The organism is Shewanella sp. HL-SH4 (assembly GCF_051164845.1).
Classification (GTDB): domain Bacteria; phylum Pseudomonadota; class Gammaproteobacteria; order Enterobacterales; family Shewanellaceae; genus Shewanella; species Shewanella glacialimarina.
In genome coordinates, this window is the sequence record NZ_CP195037.1 from 2,141,995 (window position 1) to 2,161,097 (window position 19,103).

Consider the following 19,103-nt stretch of genomic DNA (forward strand, 5'->3'; position numbering starts at 1 on the left):
CTACTTACACATAGGGAAGCCTAACGCTTCACGTGCTTTATAATAAGATTCTGCTACACCTTTAGCCATGGTACGAACGCGTAAAATATAACGCTGGCGCTCGGTCACTGAAATAGCATGGCGTGCATCAAGTAAGTTAAAAGCATGGGAGGCTTTCATCACTTGTTCGTAAGCAGGAAGAGGTAATGGTTTTTCTAAGCCTAATAATAGTTGGCAGGCTTTTTCACAGTCATCAAACTGTCTAAATAGTACTTCAACATTCGCGTGCTCAAAGTTATAAGTGGACTGTTCAACTTCATTTTGATGGAAAATATCGCCGTATGTGACTCTTCCCATTGGGCCGTCTGTCCATACTAAGTCATAGACACTATCGACTTCTTGGATATACATAGCTAAGCGTTCTAAGCCATAGGTGATTTCACCCGTAACAGGGCTACACTCTATACCGCCAACTTGCTGGAAGTAGGTGAACTGAGTCACTTCCATACCGTTTAGCCAGACTTCCCAGCCTAAACCCCAAGCACCTAAAGTCGGTGATTCCCAGTTATCTTCTACAAAACGAATGTCATGGACTTGAGTATCAATACCTAAAGCCTCAAGTGAACCAAGGTATAACTCTTGAATATTATCTGGAGAAGGTTTCAATACCACTTGGAACTGGTAATAATGTTGCAAGCGGTTAGGGTTGTCACCGTAGCGTCCGTCAGTTGGGCGGCGTGATGGCTGCACATAAGCGCTGCTCATTGGCTCTGGCCCTAAGGAGCGTAAGAATGTTTGTGGGTGGAAAGTTCCAGCGCCCACTTCCATATCTAACGGTTGAACAATTGCGCAACCTTGCTGCGCCCAGTATTCTTGTAGGGTTAGGATGAAACCCTGGAATGTCTTTACGTCATGTTTCGTCGTCATGTCTACTACTGTCAGGCTATTAATAGAAAATGGAATTGATTATACCTTGTAGAACAAGGTAGATGTAGGTTATTTTTTAACGTATTACTGAAATTGTTAATGGACACCATAACATGCAAGTTAACCGATGTGGCTGGGTAAGTGAAGACCCTATGTATCAACAATATCATGATGAGGTATGGGGGCGGCCTGTTTATGACTCCATAGAGCTTTTTGCTAAACTGTGTTTAGACGGTCAGCAAGCGGGATTATCCTGGATAACCATTCTTAAAAAGCAGGCTAACTATGAAGCCTGCTTTGCTCATTTTGAACCGAGTATTATCGCCAGCTTTGATCAAGACAAGGTCGAGGAGCTGTTACTTAATCCTGGCATAGTGCGTAATCGATTAAAGGTTAATTCCATTATTCGCAATGCTAAAGCGTATTTAGCTTTTGTTGAGCAGGGCAATGATTTCTCTGAATTCTTATGGGGCTTTGTAAACGGTAAGCCACAGGTAAATTATCCTGCAAGGCTGAAAGATGTGCCTGTGCAAACGCCAGCATCTGAAGCTATGTCAAAGGCGCTGAAGAAGATGGGCTTTAATTTTGTTGGCCCAACAATTTGTTATGCTTTTATGCAAGCCGTTGGCATGGTCGATGACCACACCACAGATTGCTTTTGTGCCGCGTCTAAGCGTCAATAATGTAGAGCGGTTTGAGTATCGCTTAATAAAAAAAGGGGTGTTCCACGTGGAACACCCTTTATTGTTACAACATAATGCTGTTTATTACATCATCACTATTTTGTTTCAAAGAAAAACGGCTTGCGTTGTATCTTATCGCCATTCAACTCATTCATTGTTTCCGAATTAAATAACTTACCGTTAACCATAGTGTAAGTTACTTTATCAGTGCTGCGAATGTCAGTCAGTGGGTCGCCGTCAATAACAATCAAATCGGCTAGTTTACCTGGCTTGATTGTACCAAGCTGATGATCCATACCAAAAGTGGTTGCTGGGTTAATGGTGGCTGTTTTCAATACATCCATATTACTCATGCCACCTTGGGCAAACATCCACATTTCCCAATGTGCCGCCAGACCTTCACGTTGTCCATGTGCACCAATGTTTGGCTTAACACCAATTTCATTTAGTTCGTTGGCAACGCGTGCGACATTAAAATGATTGTAATGTGCATCAGGTGCAGTGGTTCTACGCATTGAGCGCGCATCTAAAATATCATGTGGGACATACATACTTAAGCGTGGATGTGCCCAAACGTCGGTTTTATCATACCAGTAATGTTCACCAGAAATACCACCGTAAGCCACCACCAAGGTTGGGGTGTAAGCTACTTTAGTTTGACTCCAAAACTGTTTGATGTCGCTGTAAATGGCAGCCACTGGTAATGAGTGTTCAACCGTTGTGTGGCCATCAGCAATCATAGTGAGGTTATGTTGAAGTAGCGAACCACCTTCAGGGACTACCATCATTTCTAATTCACGCGCTGCCGCTATTACTTGCTGACGTTGGTTACGTCTTGGTTGGTTATAGCTTTTTACGCTAAATGCACCGACTTTTTTAAGGCGTTCTAAATGGAATTTAGCATCATCTAACGAATCAATGTGTGAGGTATAACCAGGGCCGTTAGCGCCATATAGAATCGTACCGGTTGAAAATATACGTGGGCCAACAATGTTACCGGCTTTTTGTTGCTCTGCAGCAGCAAAAATCTCAGTGGTATCATTTGAAGGATCATGGATAGAGGTGACTCCTAATGATAAGCCTGAATAGAGCGCCCAGTTTTGTTGTGGAATGATCTCATCATCTGCTTGGCCACCATGTGCATGGGCGTCAAACAGGCCAGGCATAATAGACTTACCGGCAATATCGATAACTTGCGCGCCAGATGGAATGGATGTTGATGCATCGCCAACAGCAACAATTTTATTGTCTTTAACTATCACCACACCATTTTCAATCACTTGATCATTTTCAAGGGTGATGACTTTACCGCCAACAAAAGCGATTGTTCCACGTGGAACATCTGCATCCTGTTTAAAGCCAATAGAGGTTATTTGGGGCTCAATTTTGGCGTCAGATTTTTCATACTGAGTATCAACTTTGGCTTGATATAAGTCTGGGCCAAGGGTCCAATAAAGCTCGTTGCTGTCATTGTTCCAACTTATGCTTTCGCCGGCACGGGCACTGAGTTGAGTAACGGGTAGATTGTTAGCTTTAGGGCCAATGTTAATTGTTTCACCATGCTTAGCAAATGGCGTGACATAAACACGGAAACGTTCTGCAAATGCAAGATGTTCACCATTCGGGGCTATACGAAACTCTGTCGCATGTTCGCTAGTGTAATGAGTGCGTTTTTCGAAACCGTTCATGCCAATTGATGAAAGTTGCGGCGAGCTGCCGTAATCCATAAAGTACACTCGGTCGTTATCTGCACCAAATTGTGGTTGATAACCACTGGCAGATAGCTTGGTGTTTTTCTTACCTTTAGTATCAACTTTATATAAACCAGGTTCTTGAGACCAAGTGCGAGCTGTCATATAGCCGCCCTTAGCTTTACGATAAACCACATATTCTCCATTCGGAGAGAATGTTGGCTCAACATATTTACCAGGTTCATTAGTTAACACTTTGGCTTTTCCACCACGCGAACTGACGATGCTAACGGTACCTTGGGCTTGGTCATTCCAAGTGGTAAATACAATGTTTTTACCATCACGTGACCATTGAGGGAATAGCTCGTTAACATCATTATCTAAACGAGTTAAGCGTTTTTGTTTTCCATCTTTTATATCGCGGATCCATAACTTGCCCAATGCTTCAAATACCACTTGTTCACCATCAGGTGAGACCTGTGCCATGCGCAGCATTTTTACATCAAAATTATCTTGATCAAGGTTCTGAGTAAATCTAACAGAGGGCTGTACATCTAACTGGGTTTTAATAGAAAAGGGTATATTACTAAGCGTTTTTTCAGCCACGTTTAGCTTGTTGATTTTACCGTTAGCCCAGAACACAATATCTTTATTATCATTGGTCCAAGACATTGTTGGGTAAACGCCGTGAATAGCCCAGGTTTCTTGCATGTCACGATCTAGCTTGTCATACAGCTTTGTTTCTTCACCAGACTTTAAGTCCAGAGAATATAAGGTCGACTGGAAACCATCGCGTTTTATGTATGCTAAAGATTTACCATCAGAGCTTGGCGTTGGGCGAATAGCACCGCCGGTACCTTCAATTAATACTTCAATGTCACCGGTTTGGGTGTCATAGCGTTTAATTTTATAAATCCCTTTTACAGAATCCTTTGAGTAATGAAAGGTTTTACCTGGGGTCGCATCTTGGCTGAAATAGATATAGCGGCCGTCAGGTGAGTAGGCAGGCTCGCCTAAATCTTTTTGATCATTTGGACGTTCTGTCAGCTTAACGCCTTCACCTCCAGCAACATGATACATCCACACTTCGCCAGCACCTAAGCTTCGACTTGCGGTAAAGTGTTTACGAGCAACTAGATACTGTGAGTCAGGACTCCAGGCTGGGCTGTTTAATAGGCGGAATGTTTCGCTGGTTACTGGATGTGGATTGGTGCCATCGGCATTCATTATCCATATGTTGTCGCCGCCATCTTCATCTGATGTGAACGCAATATATTTTCCATCAGGGCTATAAACTGGCTGCATTTGCCATGCAATGCCACTAGCAAGTTGGGTTGCTTCGCCACCAGATATAGGCATTTGATAGATATCGCCTAGTAGGTCAAATACAATCGTTTTGCCGTCAGGTGATACATTGACGTTCATCCATGTGCCATCAGTGACATTAATGTCGACTTTTTGTAATGGGGCATTTTCTGGGGCGTTGACTTGCCATTTCGCTGCTTCATCTTCTGTGGCAAAACTAGTTGAGCTAATACCAAGTGATAATGCTATCGCGGTATAAATAGGGGTAAGTTTTTGTGTGAACATGCAAGATCCATTTATTTATCATTATAAGAGTATTAATGCCAACCAACAGTATCTAAAGTGGTTTGTGTCAGGCTTGTTAGCATCAAATCTGGCTTGGTAACCTTTATCGCACAAATGGCTATAAAACGACACAAAAAATCTGTTTCAAATAATGACAGAAAAGTAACTTGGTTGTAAAAATGGTGTGATAAGTTGACATGCATAAAGCAGATGATGGGTAACTTTATGGATATATACCGGGTCTTAGATTGGAGGTTTTTTTAGTATTGTTATGTTCGATAAATAAACCTTTAATATGACAAGATTCATTTATCTATAGAGTAGCGATTAAGTGATTTGGTTGTCATGTTTAGCGCATCGTTACTGGATCATCTGGTTGTATCAGTCCTGCTTGTATGACTTTACAGGTTACACCGCCTCGCCAGTCTGGTGTTAATGCTTGTTCTAATCCAGCAAAAGCGGCTTCCATTTTTTTACAGGGATCTGTTTCACCTGTGATCAGCAATTGTAAGTCCGCACCAATTTTGAGTGTCTTGCCTACATCAGCGGCACTGAACTCATACCCTGTTATTAACAGATTTGCTCTACGGGTAAGCCAGTCTAAATCGGCATTTATTTGCTTACAGGCTATTTGCCATTGCTGTTGAGATAGTACGGTTACTTGACGTTTTCCTGGACGGCCAAAAACATCATTTTCAACACCTCGCTCTAAGGTGACGTTGGCGCAAAATACTTGACTCATTTTGCCACGCTTAGCTGTTTTATAAGCTATTGCTGCTAACTTAGCTTCCATGTTCATAGTCCTTTTTTTAGCAGATATTGATAGGGCGTTTTTGATGTTTCGCTGGCAATTAGGGTGTGGTCCATAAACTCACAAAAACTTGGAATGTCTCGGGTTGTTGCTGGGTCATCGGCAGTAATTAATATTGTTTCACCGTCTGCCATCTTACGTACCGCTTTACGGATCATCATTACTGGTTCAGGGCAGCGTAAGCCTAACGCATCAAGCTGGTGTTGTGCCTGTGCGAATATTTCTAGGGAGGTTAATTCTTCTGACATTGCCACTTCAACTTAGCTTTTTTAATATTCATAATTTTACTCCGCCAAATCTAGATTGCCAAGTTTAGGTGTAACTAATGTGATTTAGCTATGAATTAACGTTTTAATTTGTTTTTAAATTTTCCTCAAACATGTTTCACGTGGAACATTAGCCTGTTGATGAAAAATAAAAAACCGAATTATTTTTCAATAATTCGGTTTTTTGAGTTAATTTACAACCGATAGGGTGAACCCGTTAGATTGATAAACTCAGATTAACTTTAAAGATAGCTTAAACGCGTTCGAAAACAGTCGCGATACCTTGACCTAATCCGATACACATAGTGGCTAAACCTAATGTTGCATCTTTATCTTCCATCAAGTTAATCAGGGTGGTAGAAATACGTGCACCTGAACAACCTAGTGGATGACCGAGGGCGATAGCGCCGCCGTTAAGGTTAATCTTGTCATCAACTACATCTTGTAAACCAAGATCTTTAACACAAGGTAAAGACTGGGCTGCAAACGCTTCGTTAAGTTCAATCACATCTAAATCAGCAACTGAAAGACCAGCACGGGCTAATGCTTTTTGAGTAGCAGGAACTGGACCGTAACCCATAATAGCTGCATCACAACCCGCAACAGCCATAGAGCGAATGCGCGCTCTAATTGGTAAACCTAATGCGCGAGCCTTAGATTCTTCCATCACTAACATCGCAGATGCACCATCTGATAGTGCAGATGATGTGCCCGCTGTTACAGTGCCGTTAGCTGGGTCAAACGCTGGACGTAAACCAGCAAGTGACTCAAGGGTAGTTTCAGGACGGATAACTTCGTCGGTCATAACCTTGATTAATGCGCCGTTTACATCGTGGCCTTCAATGCCCCAAATTTCTTTGGCAAAGCGACCTTCAATCGTTGCAGCATGTGCACGCTGGTGAGAGCGTACAGCAAAAGCATCCTGTTGTTCACGGGTAATGCCATGTAACTTACCTAGCATTTCAGCAGTTAAGCCCATCATGCCAGAGGCTTTAGCTACGCGGTTAGCCAGGCCTGGGTGAAAATCAACACCGTGGTTCATTGGTACATGACCCATGTGCTCAACACCACCAATAATGAAGGTATCACCTTGGCCAGTCATAATGGCACGAGCCGCTTGATGAAGTGCATCCATTGATGAACCACATAAACGGTTTACGGTTACTGCACCAGCCGTTTTAGGAATACCAGCTAATAATGATGCGTTACGCGCAATGTTAAAACCTTGCTCTAATGTTTGTTGCACACAACCCCAAATAACATCTTCAATAGTATTTGGATCCAGTTGCGGGTTACGCAACATTAATGCTTTCATTAGTTCTGCAGAAAGAGTTTCTGCACGTACATTTCTAAATACCCCAGCCTTAGAACGGCCCATAGGGGTACGAATGCAGTCTACGATAACAGCTTGTTTCATGATTTAATTCCTTTCCCACTAATTAGGCTTGGTAGTAACTACCGTTGTTGGCTGCAAGTGCGCGCATTGCATCGGTAACTTGATATAAGCCACCAAGATGTGCGTATTTGTCTGCTAGGGCAACAAAGTTTGCTACGCCCATGGTGTCTAAGTAACGGAATACACCGCCACGGAATGGTGGGAAACCAATACCGTATACTAGACCCATATCGCCTTCAGCAGGTGATGCAATAATGCCTTCTTCTAAACAGCGAACCGTTTCGATGATCATCGGGATCATACAGCGAGCGATGATGTCATCTGACTCGAATGCCTTTAATTCACCGAACTCAGCGCTTAATAATTCATAGCTAGTTTGGTCAACGTCTTTTTTCGGCTTACCACGACGGTCTACAGAATAAGCATAGAAGCCTTTAGTGTTTTTCTGACCTAGACGTTTGTTTTCGAACATAATGTCGATAGCATCTTTGCCGTTTTTACCCATGCGGTCTGGGAAACCTTCAGCCATTACTGCTTGTGCGTGATGACCGGTATCTAAACCGACTACGTCAAGTAAGTAAGCTGGGCCCATTGGCCAACCGAACTGTTTTTCCATGACTTTATCGACAGCGGCAAAGTCAGCACCATCAGCAAGTAGACCGCTGAAACCTGCAAAGTATGGGAACAATACGCGGTTAACGAAGAAGCCTGGGCAATCATTTACAACAATCGGGGTTTTACCCATTTTGCTGGCGTAAGCAACCACTGTTGCAATGGTTTCTTCTGAGCTGTGCTCACCACGAATAATTTCAACAAGTGGCATTTTGTGCACAGGGTTAAAGAAGTGCATACCGCAGAAACGTTCAGGTTTCTTCAGGCTTTTAGCTAGCAAGTTGATAGAGATAGTTGAGGTGTTTGAAGCAATAATCGCATCTTCAGATACATAGCCTTCAACTTCAGCCAGTACAGTGGCCTTCACTTTTGGATGTTCAACAACCGCTTCTACAACGATGTCGCTATTTTTGATAGAGGCATAATCTAGTGACGGCGTGATGTTGTTTAATACTTTAGCCATTTTCTCTGGCGTAGAGCGACCGCGTGCAACTTGTGTTGTTAGAATTTTAGCCGCTTCGTTCAAGCCTAACTCTAATGCTGGCTGAGCGATGTCTTTCATGACAATTGGCGTGCCTTTACTGGCGCTTTGGTAAGCAATACCACCGCCCATAATGCCTGCACCTAATACCGCAGCTTGGTTAACATCTTTCGCTAATTTACCTGCTTTTTTCGCTTTGCCTTTAACTAATTGGTCATTTAAGAAAATACCAATTAATGCCGTCGCAACGTCAGTTTTAGCCAGCTTAATAAAGGCCTGTGCTTCAACTTGTAATGCACCAGCGCGATCTAAAGTCGCCGCTTTTTCGATAACATTCACAGCTGCCATTGGCGCTGGATAATGTTTACCGGCAATAGAGAACACCATGCCTTTGGCTGTGGTGAACGACATCATAGCCTCAAGCTTACCTAGTAGCAGCGGTGATTGCTTTTGCTTACGACGAGCTTGCCAATCTAAGTTACCCGCTAATGCGTCATGTAACATCTGAATAGCTGCTGTGTGTAGGTTTTCTGGAGCGACTACCGCATCAATAGCACCCACTTTAAGTGCATCGTCAGGACGTTGTTCTTTACCTGATGTGATCCATTCTAATGCATTGTCAGCACCGATTACGCGAGGTAGACGAACCGTACCACCAAAGCCAGGAATTAAGCCTAATTTGGTTTCAGGTAAACCGATAAGTGCATTGGTATCAGCAACACGTAAGTCGGTTGCTAGAATCGTTTCACATCCACCGCCTAAAGCAAAACCGTTAATCGCTGATACGGTAGGGAAAGGTAAATCTTCAAGCTTATTGAATACTGCATTAGCTTGTTCAACCCAAGCGAGCAGTGTGGCATCGTCTTGCTTAAATAATTCTAAAAATTCAGTGATATCAGCGCCCACAATAAATGTGCTTTTAGCTGAGGTAAGTATTAATGCTTTGATATCAGTCTTTTGTTTGATGCTATCTAGTGCAGCATCTAAAGAGGCTAGAGTCTCTCTGTCAAATTTGTTTACCGAGCCCGGTGCGTTAAAGCACAGCTTGGCAATATTGTCTTCAAGTAACTCAACCTGGATGGTAGGGCTTTGGTAGATCATTGCTTGCTTCCTTATTGCTTAAAGCGATTTCAACATCTTTATAATCGTGTAGTTATCAAGCTTGTTTCACAGCAGTATAGGCCATCATTTGACCAGTTACACAACAGTGTGCGACTAAATGACAGAAATTACAACACCCAATTTAAACGACCGTTTAATTTTTGTCTACTAAGGTGATTTTTATCCTTTGTGGTAAACTGTGAGTGTTTGCCAACTACTGAATAGGAATCAAAAAATGGATCAGCTGGATAGCTTATATCATGCACATATTGCCGAGTTAAATCGTCGGGTTGCTGAGATCACCCGTCGTGAGAATTTTGCTGGCGTCGTTATTCATTCAGGACAACCCCATCGTCAGTTTTTAGATGATATGAATTATCCATTCAAGGTGAATCCTCATTTCAAAGCATGGCTGCCTATTCTTGATAATCCAAACTGTTGGGTTATTGCCAACGGGATTGATAAGCCTGTATTGGTCTTTTATCGTCCAGTGGATTTCTGGCATAAGGTTAGCGATGTGCCAGAGGCATTTTGGACTGAACATTTTGACATTAAGCTACTAACCAAAGCAGATAAAATTGCTGAGTTTTTACCGAAAGATTTGAGTAATTGGGCTTACATTGGTGAGCATTTAGATGTTGCTGACGTATTAGAGTTTAAGTCCCGTAACCCTGATGCGGTAATGAATTACTTGCATTACCACCGAGCTGATAAAACGCAATATGAGCTTGAGTGCTTACGTCGAGCAAACAAAATTGCAGTTAAAGGTCATAAAGCGGCCAAAAGTGCATTTTTTAATGGTGGCAGTGAGTTCGAGATCCAGCAACAGTATTTAGCTGAAATCAGCCAAGGCGAAAACGAAATGCCATACGGCAATATCATCGCCTTGAATCAAAATGCGGCTATTTTGCATTACATGACATTAGCCCACGTAAAGCCAAAGCAGCGTTTATCGTTTCTTATTGATGCAGGTGCAAGTTACCATGGGTATGCCGCTGATATTACCCGTACTTATGCGTTCGAGAAAAATCGTTTTTCTGAACTTATTACGGCGTTAAATCAGCAGCAACTGGCCATTGTCGATGCAATGAAACCCGGGGTGAAATATACAGATTTGCATATTATGACCCATGAGCGAATTGCGCAGTTATTGATAGACTTTGAATTGGCTCATTCTGATGTGGCTGCGTTGGTTGATTCTGGTGTCACGCGGGCATTTTTCCCCCACGGATTAGGTCATATGCTTGGTTTGCAGGTACATGATATGGGCGGATACTCCCATGATGAGCGCGGCACTCATATACCAGCCCCCGAGAATCATCCTTTTTTACGCTGTACTCGAACTTTAGCGGCCAACCAAGTGCTGACGATTGAACCTGGTATTTATATTATTGACACCTTGCTCAATGATTTAAGTGACCATGCTAAGCAGTTAGTTAACTGGCAAGCAGTTGATGTAATGCGACCTTTTGGCGGTATTCGCATTGAAGATAATGTGATTGTGCACAGTGATCGAAATGAAAACATGACAAGAGAGTTAGGTCTTGACTGAGAGTTACTCAATACCTGATTCCAACTTGTTGATTGAAGAGGAGATAAAGCATAGTCGCTTTATCTCTTTTCTATTTCATTGCCCAGACCAAGATGTTATGAAGTTAACACTTACTAACATGAAGCGCGATTACCCAGGGGCGAGTCACTATTGTTATGCCTTTATAGCCGGAGAGCCCAATGAGATGGTTAATATTGGTTCCAGTGACGATGGCGAACCTGGTGGTAGCGCTGGACGCCCTATGTTAGCAAGCTTACAAGGCGCCAATGTGGGTGAGGTTGGTGCAATAGTTGTACGTTACTTTGGTGGCACAAAGCTTGGCGTTGGCGGCTTAATGCGTGCTTATAGTTCAGGCATAAAGCTGGGCATTAGTCAGTTAAGTCTACGGACTAAGAATATTCGTTACCCGATCACCCTAAACTGCAACTATGCACAGTTAGCGGATGTTGAATATTTAGTGGCTCAATATGACGGGGTTATTTTAGCGAAAGCGTTCAGTGACAAAGTCGATATGACATTCGAGTTAGCAAAAGATGCCTTAGCTGATTTTAATACTCACTTAGCCACAATGACGCAAGGAACGCTTCAAGTGAAGTTTACTGTATGAGCTGGGCTGAACTTATGCCAAAATGCCTTACAAAGTTAATTTTTCATATTTTTATAACATCGAACTAACAGAAGCCTTTAATGCAATATAAAACAATTATAAGAATCACAGGTTTGCTGATGGCCTTGTTCTCTATCACTATGCTTCCGCCTGCTTTGGTGGCGGTGTTTTATAAAGATGGTGGCGGTACTGCGTTTGTTCAGGCGTTTTTTGTCAGTTTATTTTTAGGTTTTTTACTTTGGTATCCCAACCGTAAGCATAAAAGTGATTTACGTACTCGTGAAGGCTTTCTTATTGTGGTGTTGTTTTGGACGGTATTGGGATCCATTGGGGCACTGCCGTTTATTTTCTCCAAAGTGCCTGATTTAAGTTGGACCGACAGCTTTTTTGAATCCTTTTCTGCGCTGACAACCACTGGGGCGACTGTTATTGTCGGCCTAGATGACTTACCTAAGGCGGTATTGTTCTATCGCCATTTATTACAGTGGATGGGCGGCATGGGTATCATCGTGCTCGCCGTGGCTATTTTGCCGTTACTGGGTATTGGGGGCATGCAGCTATTTAAAGCCGAGATCCCTGGGCCAGTTAAAGACAGTAAAATGACCCCAAGAATTGCCGAAACCGCCAAAGCGTTATGGTACATTTATTTGATGTTAACTATCGCCTGCGCCACAGCATTTTATTTTGCCGGTATGAATGCTTTTGATGCTATTTGTCATGCGTTTTCCACTATCGCCATTGGTGGTTTTTCCACTAAAGATGCCAGTATTGGCTATTACGATAGTTCGGCGATTAATATTATCTGTGCGGTATTCTTACTCATTGCCGCGGTTAACTTTAGCGTGCATTTTGCCGCTTTCACCCGTCGTGGAATTAACTTTAAAATTTACTTTAAGGATGCTGAGTTTAAGGTATTAATCGGCGTTCAAGTGGTGCTAACTGCCATTTGTTTTACCACTTTATATTACTCGGGGGTTTACGACACCGCTGAGCAGACATTAGATTATGCTTTTTTCCAGGTGGTTTCGATATCAACTACCGCTGGCTTTGGCACCGAAAGCTTTCACTCCTGGCCGCTGTTTTTACCCGTATTACTGATATTTTCAAGCTTTATTGGCGGTTGTGCTGGTTCAACTGGCGGGGGGATGAAGGTTATTCGACTTATCCTGTTGGTATTGCAGGGCTCGCGTGAGCTTAAGCGTTTGGTTCATCCTAAAGCTATGTATTCTATCCGTATTGGCGGTGCAGCATTGCCAGACCGTATCATTGATGCGGTATGGGGCTTCTTCTCGGCTTATGCGTTAGTGTTTGTTATTTGTATGGTGATCTTAATGGCGATGGATATGGATGCTATTACCGCATTCAGTGCGACTGCTGCGAGTTTGAATAACCTTGGTCCAGGGCTAGGCGATGTTGCCAATAACTACGCTAGTATTACCGATGGCGCTAAGTGGGTGTTGGTTATTGCCATGCTATTTGGTCGTTTAGAAGTGTTTACTCTTTTGGTGTTATTTACGCCGACATTTTGGAAAAACTAATGCAAAGTTTAATGGTTTACTCAACTGTGGATGGTCAAACGCTTGCCATTTGCCAGCGTATTAAGCAACAACTTGAGCAATCTGGACATGTTGTTACATTAAAGGATGTCGCTCAGGTCTCTCAGAAAGATATCGAAAGTGCCACGCAAATTATTATTGGTGCGAGTATTCGTTATGGTAAACATCGACCCGCATTATATGATTTTATTGCCAGAAATAAGGCCGCAATTGAAAGCAAAGCTAATAGCTTTTTTACGGTCAACGTAGTCGCAAGAAAACCTGAAAAAAACACCCCTGCAACTAATCCTTACATGCAAAAGTTTTTACTGTTATCACAATGGCAACCACAGTTGTCTTCTGTGTTCGCAGGTAAGATCGACTACCCTAAGTATGGTTTTGTCGATAAGTTTATGATCCGCTTTATTATGTGGATGACCAAGGGCCCTACGGACACATCTGCCACGTTTGAGTTTACTGATTGGAATAAAGTAGATGATTTTGCGGCTCAGTTGGTGCAACAAGCTTAATCCAACAAGCTTGCTGCATTAAGCTATATGTACAATATCGATAATAAAGTGGAAGTGTCGATAACAGAAGTAAATATTTAGGCGCAATAACGGCGATGTAAAATAGAAATCACCTCAGTCACTTGCTCGTTTTTTAACGTATAAAACACCACTTGCGAACTCTTACGAGTGTTAACTAAGTCTTCTGCGCGTAATACGGCTAAGTGCTGTGATAAAGCAGACTGACTGAGTGGCACGGTCTCATTCAACTCAGTTACGCTGAGCTCTTTATCCAACAACAAGCACAGAATCATTAAACGATAAGGGTTTGCTATCGCTTTCAGCCATTTTGCAGCTGTTTCTGCGTTTTCTAGCATCGATGAAATATCGATATTTTGCTGCATGGGAGGATCCTTGGATACGAGTGATATCCGAATCATACTCGTGCTGTGTGTAGATCTCAATTATCGGTGCTAATAATATGAGCTAATTCTAATTTGTGATCACTTCATCGGTATCTTAAGTCTTTTTTTGCCACACTCATTCTTTCTTTATCAATAGAGGTTCACTATGTCCAAAGTTTTGGTGTTGTATTATTCTCGAGGTGGCCATACTGCACAAATTAGCCGTGCTATCGCGCAACAAATATTGGCCAAAGGAGGAGAGTGTGATGTGCTCAATATTAATGAGGTTAAGCATAATATTGATTGGACCCAATACCATGCCATCGCATTAGGCGCCTGTGTACTTTATGGTTCATACCATAAATCGGTATTTGAGTTTGTCGAACGTTATCAGGCTGAATTGGCAAAAGTGCCCAACAGTTTCTTTTGCGTTAACGTTGTTGCCCGAAACCCAGAAAAACGTGTACCTGAAAACAATAAGTACCTACAAAAATTTTTACAGCTTTCACCTTGGCAGCCACAGGATGTCAAGATTATCGCAGGTAAGGTCGATTATCCTTCTTGGCCCTGGTACGACAGTTTAATGATCCGTCTTATTATGAAAATGACTGACGGCCCAACGGATCCTAAAGCGATTATAGATTATACCGATTGGGAGGATGTTAAGCGTTACGCTGAGCATGTGTTAGCTATGACTTAATAGCGTTGAAAAATTAACTAAATTGGGCATTAACCGGCGGCTATTGTGGGCGCTAGACCCTTACTACCAATTTACTTAGCGATTTACGCTGCAATTATATTAATAACGCCAAAATTGTGGATGACAAAGCACCGCGACGGTTAAGATTTCAAGGCGTCCCAATAACATACCAAAAGCTAACGCCCACTTAGCCACATCAGATAAGCTTGAGAAGTTACCAGCAGGACCGATAATTGGCCCCAAACCAGGACCTACATTGGCAACCGCAGTAATAGCACCGGTAAAGCTGGTTATAATATCTAAGCCTGTTAGCACTAAAATCATTGATAATCCCAAAATAACGATGAAAAAAAGCATAATGAAGGTGACTAATGAGCGAACAATATCTTCACTGACTTTATGGCCATTGAAGGTATCTTTAAACAAGCCTTTAGGGTGGAATTGCTGTTTAATTTGCTGGCGCATAATGACCATTGAAATTTGAAAACGAAATATTTTAATGCCACCTGAGGTTGATCCCGAACAGCTGCCGATCAACATCAAAAACAAAAATGCGGTACTGGCAAACGCACCCCATGCTTGATAGTCGGTTAAGCCATAACCTGTAGTGGTTACCACTGAAATAACATTAAAACTGGATAAACGCAGTGCATCGATAAAGCTTAAGTTTTTGTGCAATGACAGCCACAACGCAATACTGAAAGATACTGTAGCCACAAACAATAAGAAGCCCTTTACTTGCTGATCATTCCATATTGAAATATTGCGTTGCTGTATTGACTGGACAAACATCAATAGGGGCAGACCTCCTGCCAACATAAAGACAATACCCACCCAATGTGCCGCATTAGAGAAGTGAGCCATTGAGTTATCTGATGTGGAATAACCACCGGTAGAGAGGGTGGTCATGGCATGATTAATCGCTTCAAACCAGTTCATACCTGCCTGGTGATAGCAAAATGAACACAATAAGGTTAAACAGCCATAAACCCAGAAAAGATTTTTAGCCATATATTGTGTTCTGGGAGTAGCTTTGTCGCTCCAGTCGGATGATTCAGTTCTAAATAAACGCATGCCACCGACGTTTAAAAAAGGTAATACCGCGACGGCCATGACAATAAAGCCAATGCCGCCCAGCCATTGTAATAAAGAGCGCCATATTAGAATGCTGTGATCCATATTATCTAAGCCAGACAATACGGTTGACCCAGTGGTGGTGATCCCTGACATAGTTTCAAAGAAGGCGTCGGTATAAGTGATACCGTGATATAGCGCAAAAGGTAATGCTGCACAAAGGCTCACCGCTAGCCAGGTGGCGCAAGTCAGGACGAACATATCGCGAATGTTTAACCGAATATCATGTAGACGACCAGATTGAATACAAAAAATAGCTACACTGCCGGTAAATATAGCCGATAGCATGAAGTCACCTATGGTTTCTTCACCATAGATGAGTGCAAAGCTCATAGGGATTAGCATGAATCCGGTTAAGATTGACAAAAATATGCCAATCACAAACACCAATTGCTTGATATTTATCATGTTGGATTAAAAGAAAAACGCGCTCGGTTGGAACAGTTTTTCAACATCGCCAATAAATTTCTTATTTACTAAGAAAAGAATCACATGATCCCCTTGTTCAATAACGGTTTTGTCGTGGCCCATCAGCACTTCATCATTACGCACAATTGCGCCAATGGTCGTGCCTGGTGGCAGTTTGATATCACTAATTTTTTTGCCCACGACTTTAGATGTGCTGGAGTCTCCGTGAGCAATCGCTTCAATCGCTTCAGCTGCACCACGGCGTAATGAATAAACGTTACAAATATCGCCCTGGCGAATATGTGTCAGTAATGCTGAAATAGTCGCTTGTTGTGGAGAAATAGCAATGTCGATATTAGCTTCTTGGACTATATCGACATAGGCTTCGCGCTGAATTAACACCATGACTTTCTTCGCACCTAATCGCTTAGCAAGCAGGGCTGACATAATATTGGCTTCATCATCATTGGTGACCGCAATAAATACATCTGTTTGGTCGATATGTTCTTCAGTTAGCAGCTCTTGATCCGATGCGTCACCACAGAAAACCGTGGTGTTTTCAAGCTTTTCTGACAACATTTCAGCACGCTCTTGGCGATGCTCAATCAACTTAACAGAATGATTTTTTTGTAACCGCTTAGCTAAACCAAAACCAATATTACCACCGCCAGCAATCATAATGTTGCGATATGAGTTATCCAGCTTTTGCATTTCACTCATTACCGCACGAATATGGCGGCTGTCGGCAACAAAAAACACTTCATCATCGGCTTCAATAATGGTGGTACCACGGGGCATGATAGCTTTACCTTGACGGAAAATAGCTGCAACCCGGGTATCAATATTGGGCATATGTTCACGCAGGGTAGCAAGCGCGTTACCGACTAAGGGGCCGCCATAGTAGGCTCGTACCGCCACCAGACTCAGCTTACCTTCTGCAAATTCAAGTACTTGCAGTGCGCCTGGGTATTGGACTAAACGATGTATGTAAGCAGTGACTAACTGTTCTGGTGCGATGAGTTCATCAATGATAAAACCGCCACGGGGTTTGGTATCACCGGATTTTACTTCAGAGTTAATAAATAGTTTATCGCGCAGATCTAAATAAGGTTCTGAGCGGATGCGGGCAATTTTAGTGGGAGTACCAAACAGTGAATAAGCAATTTGACAGGCTGCCATATTACATTCATCACTGTTGGTGACCGCAATTAACATATCGGCATCTTCTGCACCGGCTTCTTTTAATACGCTAGGATGCGCCCCATGGCCTACCACTACGCGTAAATCAAACTTGTCCTGAAGTATTCTTAGTCTAGCTCGGTCATTGTCAACGAGGGTTATGTCGTTATTCTCACCGACTAAGTTTTCTGCCAATGTGCCGCCAACTTGCCCTGCGCCCAAGATAATAATTTTCATAACCTTGCAAATATCCTTACTGTGCTTTAACTAAGCGAGCGTAGTAGAAACCATCCATATTGTCTTGGCCAGGAAGGATCTGCCAGCCAATATCCTGTGCATTTGATTGCTGACTAATTGGCACTAATTGCGCATCGGGTGTGCGCGCTAAAAATTGTGTCACCTGCTGGCTATTTTCTTCGGGCAAAATAGAACATGTTGCATAAAGTAATGTGCCACCCGGTTTTAACCACTGCCAGCAATGATCAAATATTTGCTGCTGTAATATGGCTAATTCTTCAATATCTTTATTCTTACGTAACCATTTAATATCAGGATGACGGCGAATCACTCCGGTTGCTGAGCATGGTGCATCGAGTAAGATGCGGTCAAACTTTTCACCTTGCCACCATAGATCAATATTAGCTGCATCACCATGAATAACTTGCGCTTTTAAATTCAATCTGTCGAGGTTTTGTTGTACTCTCACCAAACGTTTTTCGTCAAAATCGACCGCTATGACGTTTGCTTGGGGAGCTTGCTCAATTATGTGACAGGTTTTACCGCCGGGGGCAGCACAAGCATCTAATATGAGCTCGCCATTTTGTGGTGCTAGCAAGGTTGCCGCCCATTGCGCCGCACCATCTTGTACTGAAGCTGCGCCATCCATAAAGCCTGGCAAGGCGTTTACATCTTTTGGGCTGTCGAGCAAAATAGCATTTGGGCTTGGACCTTCGCTGGCATCAATATTATGCTGTGCTAACGTGGCTATATACGCCTCTCGACTGTGTAATTGCTGATTGTTGCGCAACCACATAGGCGGGCGCTGGTGGCTTTGTTCAATTATATCTTGCCATTGTTCAGGGTAAGCTTGTTGTAATCGCTTAATGAACCAGGCTGGCGTGTTATAGCGCAAGGTCTCGATATCTGTATTGAGCGGCATTTCATTACGTTGAATATTACGCAGTACGCCATTGACCACTTTAACCAAACCGTCAAACTTCAGTTGTCTGCAAGCTTCAGCTGTTTCTGAAATAGCTGCGTGGGCGGGTATACGGGTAAAGTAAAGTTGATAACAGCCAACAAGTAACAGCTGATAAACAATGCGCTGTTTACCTTTAAACGGTTTTTCTAGGCAGTCGCTGACGCATTTGTCTAGTTGAGGTAACTGGCGCATCACCCCATAGCAAATTTCCGCCATCAAGGCTTTGTCTTTACCACTGTCTAAATATTGCTGTTTATCGGGTAAGGCTACCGATAATGATATACCCTTTTCGAGTACGTCAAAAATGGCTTTGGCGGCTAATGCACGCACATTCATG

Annotated in this window: 16 protein-coding genes; 6 read left to right on the plus strand and 10 right to left on the minus strand. The window is 42.7% G+C overall.

Going from position 1 to position 19,103, the window contains the following annotated elements; translation table 11 throughout:
- Entirely contained in the window at positions 1–906 is a 906-nt protein-coding gene (gene glyQ / locus ACRWQL_RS10395) for a glycine--tRNA ligase subunit alpha (protein WP_235087217.1), read from the minus strand.
- Between the two features lie 113 nt (positions 907–1,019).
- Here glyQ and ACRWQL_RS10400 point away from each other — a divergent pair, with 113 nt between their 5' ends.
- On the plus strand, positions 1,020–1,589 hold the full coding sequence (locus ACRWQL_RS10400) for a DNA-3-methyladenine glycosylase I (protein ID WP_434953324.1): 570 nt from the start codon (positions 1,020–1,022) through the stop codon (positions 1,587–1,589).
- Between the two features lie 95 nt (positions 1,590–1,684).
- On the opposite strand, the gene ACRWQL_RS10405 is transcribed toward ACRWQL_RS10400, so the two are convergent.
- From ACRWQL_RS10405 to fadB, 5 genes are all read right to left on the minus strand, one after another.
- Complete coding sequence (locus ACRWQL_RS10405; RefSeq protein WP_434953325.1) at positions 1,685–4,870, minus strand: amidohydrolase family protein; 3,186 nt, start codon at positions 4,868–4,870, stop codon at positions 1,685–1,687.
- 349 nt (positions 4,871–5,219) lie between these two features.
- A complete protein-coding gene (locus ACRWQL_RS10410) occupies positions 5,220–5,663 on the minus strand; it encodes an MOSC domain-containing protein (RefSeq protein WP_434927663.1) in 444 nt (147 codons plus the stop codon).
- A 2-nt stretch (positions 5,664–5,665) separates the two neighbouring features.
- Positions 5,666–5,929 carry a sulfurtransferase TusA gene (gene tusA, locus ACRWQL_RS10415; protein WP_434927662.1) on the minus strand — a complete coding sequence of 88 codons (264 nt, stop codon included), beginning with the start codon at positions 5,927–5,929 and terminating at the stop codon, positions 5,666–5,668.
- A gap of 271 nt (positions 5,930–6,200) precedes the next feature.
- Positions 6,201–7,364: an acetyl-CoA C-acyltransferase FadA gene (fadA, locus tag ACRWQL_RS10420; protein WP_434927661.1), complete on the minus strand. Its 1,164-nt coding sequence runs from the start codon at positions 7,362–7,364 to the stop codon at positions 6,201–6,203.
- A 22-nt stretch (positions 7,365–7,386) separates the two neighbouring features.
- Complete coding sequence (gene fadB, locus ACRWQL_RS10425; RefSeq protein ID WP_434949807.1) at positions 7,387–9,537, minus strand: fatty acid oxidation complex subunit alpha FadB; 2,151 nt, start codon at positions 9,535–9,537, stop codon at positions 7,387–7,389.
- 235 nt (positions 9,538–9,772) lie between these two features.
- Here fadB and pepQ point away from each other — a divergent pair, with 235 nt between their 5' ends.
- From pepQ to hemG (ACRWQL_RS10445), 4 genes are all read left to right on the plus strand, one after another.
- Positions 9,773–11,089: a Xaa-Pro dipeptidase gene (gene pepQ / locus ACRWQL_RS10430; protein ID WP_434949809.1), complete on the plus strand. Its 1,317-nt coding sequence runs from the start codon at positions 9,773–9,775 to the stop codon at positions 11,087–11,089.
- Positions 11,082–11,696, plus strand: coding sequence for a YigZ family protein (locus ACRWQL_RS10435; RefSeq protein ID WP_434949811.1), 615 nt, complete (start codon positions 11,082–11,084; stop codon positions 11,694–11,696). Before pepQ ends, ACRWQL_RS10435 begins: the two co-directional genes overlap by 8 nt.
- An 80-nt stretch (positions 11,697–11,776) precedes the next feature.
- Positions 11,777–13,234: a TrkH family potassium uptake protein gene (locus tag ACRWQL_RS10440; protein WP_434927657.1), complete on the plus strand. Its 1,458-nt coding sequence runs from the start codon at positions 11,777–11,779 to the stop codon at positions 13,232–13,234.
- Positions 13,234–13,761, plus strand: a complete 528-nt coding sequence (gene hemG / locus ACRWQL_RS10445) for a menaquinone-dependent protoporphyrinogen IX dehydrogenase (protein WP_434949813.1) — start codon at positions 13,234–13,236, stop codon at positions 13,759–13,761. The genes ACRWQL_RS10440 and hemG (ACRWQL_RS10445) overlap by 1 nt, the downstream gene beginning before the upstream one ends.
- A 77-nt stretch (positions 13,762–13,838) precedes the next feature.
- Here hemG (ACRWQL_RS10445) and ACRWQL_RS10450 read toward each other — a convergent pair whose 3' ends face one another.
- The gene (locus tag ACRWQL_RS10450) at positions 13,839–14,144 is read right to left on the minus strand and encodes an ArsR/SmtB family transcription factor (protein ID WP_434927655.1); all 306 of its coding nucleotides are present in this window, start codon (positions 14,142–14,144) and stop codon (positions 13,839–13,841) included.
- A gap of 166 nt (positions 14,145–14,310) precedes the next feature.
- On the opposite strand from ACRWQL_RS10450, the gene hemG (ACRWQL_RS10455) reads away from it, so the two are divergent.
- Positions 14,311–14,844: a menaquinone-dependent protoporphyrinogen IX dehydrogenase gene (gene hemG, locus ACRWQL_RS10455; protein ID WP_434927654.1), complete on the plus strand. Its 534-nt coding sequence runs from the start codon at positions 14,311–14,313 to the stop codon at positions 14,842–14,844.
- A gap of 99 nt (positions 14,845–14,943) precedes the next feature.
- Here hemG (ACRWQL_RS10455) and ACRWQL_RS10460 read toward each other — a convergent pair whose 3' ends face one another.
- From ACRWQL_RS10460 to rsmB, 3 genes are read right to left on the minus strand one after another with little or no spacing between them, the layout of a single operon-like run.
- Positions 14,944–16,386, minus strand: a complete 1,443-nt coding sequence (locus ACRWQL_RS10460) for a TrkH family potassium uptake protein (RefSeq protein WP_434949815.1) — start codon at positions 16,384–16,386, stop codon at positions 14,944–14,946.
- 6 nt (positions 16,387–16,392) lie between these two features.
- Positions 16,393–17,802, minus strand: coding sequence for a Trk system potassium transporter TrkA (gene trkA / locus ACRWQL_RS10465; protein ID WP_434927652.1), 1,410 nt, complete (start codon positions 17,800–17,802; stop codon positions 16,393–16,395).
- Between the two features lie 16 nt (positions 17,803–17,818).
- Positions 17,819–19,102: a 16S rRNA (cytosine(967)-C(5))-methyltransferase RsmB gene (gene rsmB / locus ACRWQL_RS10470; RefSeq protein WP_434927651.1), complete on the minus strand. Its 1,284-nt coding sequence runs from the start codon at positions 19,100–19,102 to the stop codon at positions 17,819–17,821.
- Position 19,103: the final 1 nt, after the last annotated feature.

Coding starts and splice junctions, on each gene's coding strand:
- pepQ (WP_434949809.1), top strand. CDS start 9,773: ATGGATCAGCTGGATAGCTTATATCATGCACATATTGCCGAGTTAAAT.
- ACRWQL_RS10405 (WP_434953325.1), bottom strand. CDS start 4,870: ATGTTCACACAAAAACTTACCCCTATTTATACCGCGATAGCATTATCA.
- ACRWQL_RS10400 (WP_434953324.1), top strand. CDS start 1,020: ATGCAAGTTAACCGATGTGGCTGGGTAAGTGAAGACCCTATGTATCAA.
- glyQ (WP_235087217.1), bottom strand. CDS start 906: ATGACGACGAAACATGACGTAAAGACATTCCAGGGTTTCATCCTAACC.
- tusA (WP_434927662.1), bottom strand. CDS start 5,929: ATGTCAGAAGAATTAACCTCCCTAGAAATATTCGCACAGGCACAACAC.
- ACRWQL_RS10450 (WP_434927655.1), bottom strand. CDS start 14,144: ATGCAGCAAAATATCGATATTTCATCGATGCTAGAAAACGCAGAAACA.
- fadB (WP_434949807.1), bottom strand. CDS start 9,537: ATGATCTACCAAAGCCCTACCATCCAGGTTGAGTTACTTGAAGACAAT.
- rsmB (WP_434927651.1), bottom strand. CDS start 19,102: ATGAATGTGCGTGCATTAGCCGCCAAAGCCATTTTTGACGTACTCGAA.
- ACRWQL_RS10410 (WP_434927663.1), bottom strand. CDS start 5,663: ATGGAAGCTAAGTTAGCAGCAATAGCTTATAAAACAGCTAAGCGTGGC.
- hemG (WP_434949813.1), top strand. CDS start 13,234: ATGCAAAGTTTAATGGTTTACTCAACTGTGGATGGTCAAACGCTTGCC.
- trkA (WP_434927652.1), bottom strand. CDS start 17,802: ATGAAAATTATTATCTTGGGCGCAGGGCAAGTTGGCGGCACATTGGCA.
- hemG (WP_434927654.1), top strand. CDS start 14,311: ATGTCCAAAGTTTTGGTGTTGTATTATTCTCGAGGTGGCCATACTGCA.
- fadA (WP_434927661.1), bottom strand. CDS start 7,364: ATGAAACAAGCTGTTATCGTAGACTGCATTCGTACCCCTATGGGCCGT.
- ACRWQL_RS10440 (WP_434927657.1), top strand. CDS start 11,777: ATGCAATATAAAACAATTATAAGAATCACAGGTTTGCTGATGGCCTTG.
- ACRWQL_RS10460 (WP_434949815.1), bottom strand. CDS start 16,386: ATGATAAATATCAAGCAATTGGTGTTTGTGATTGGCATATTTTTGTCA.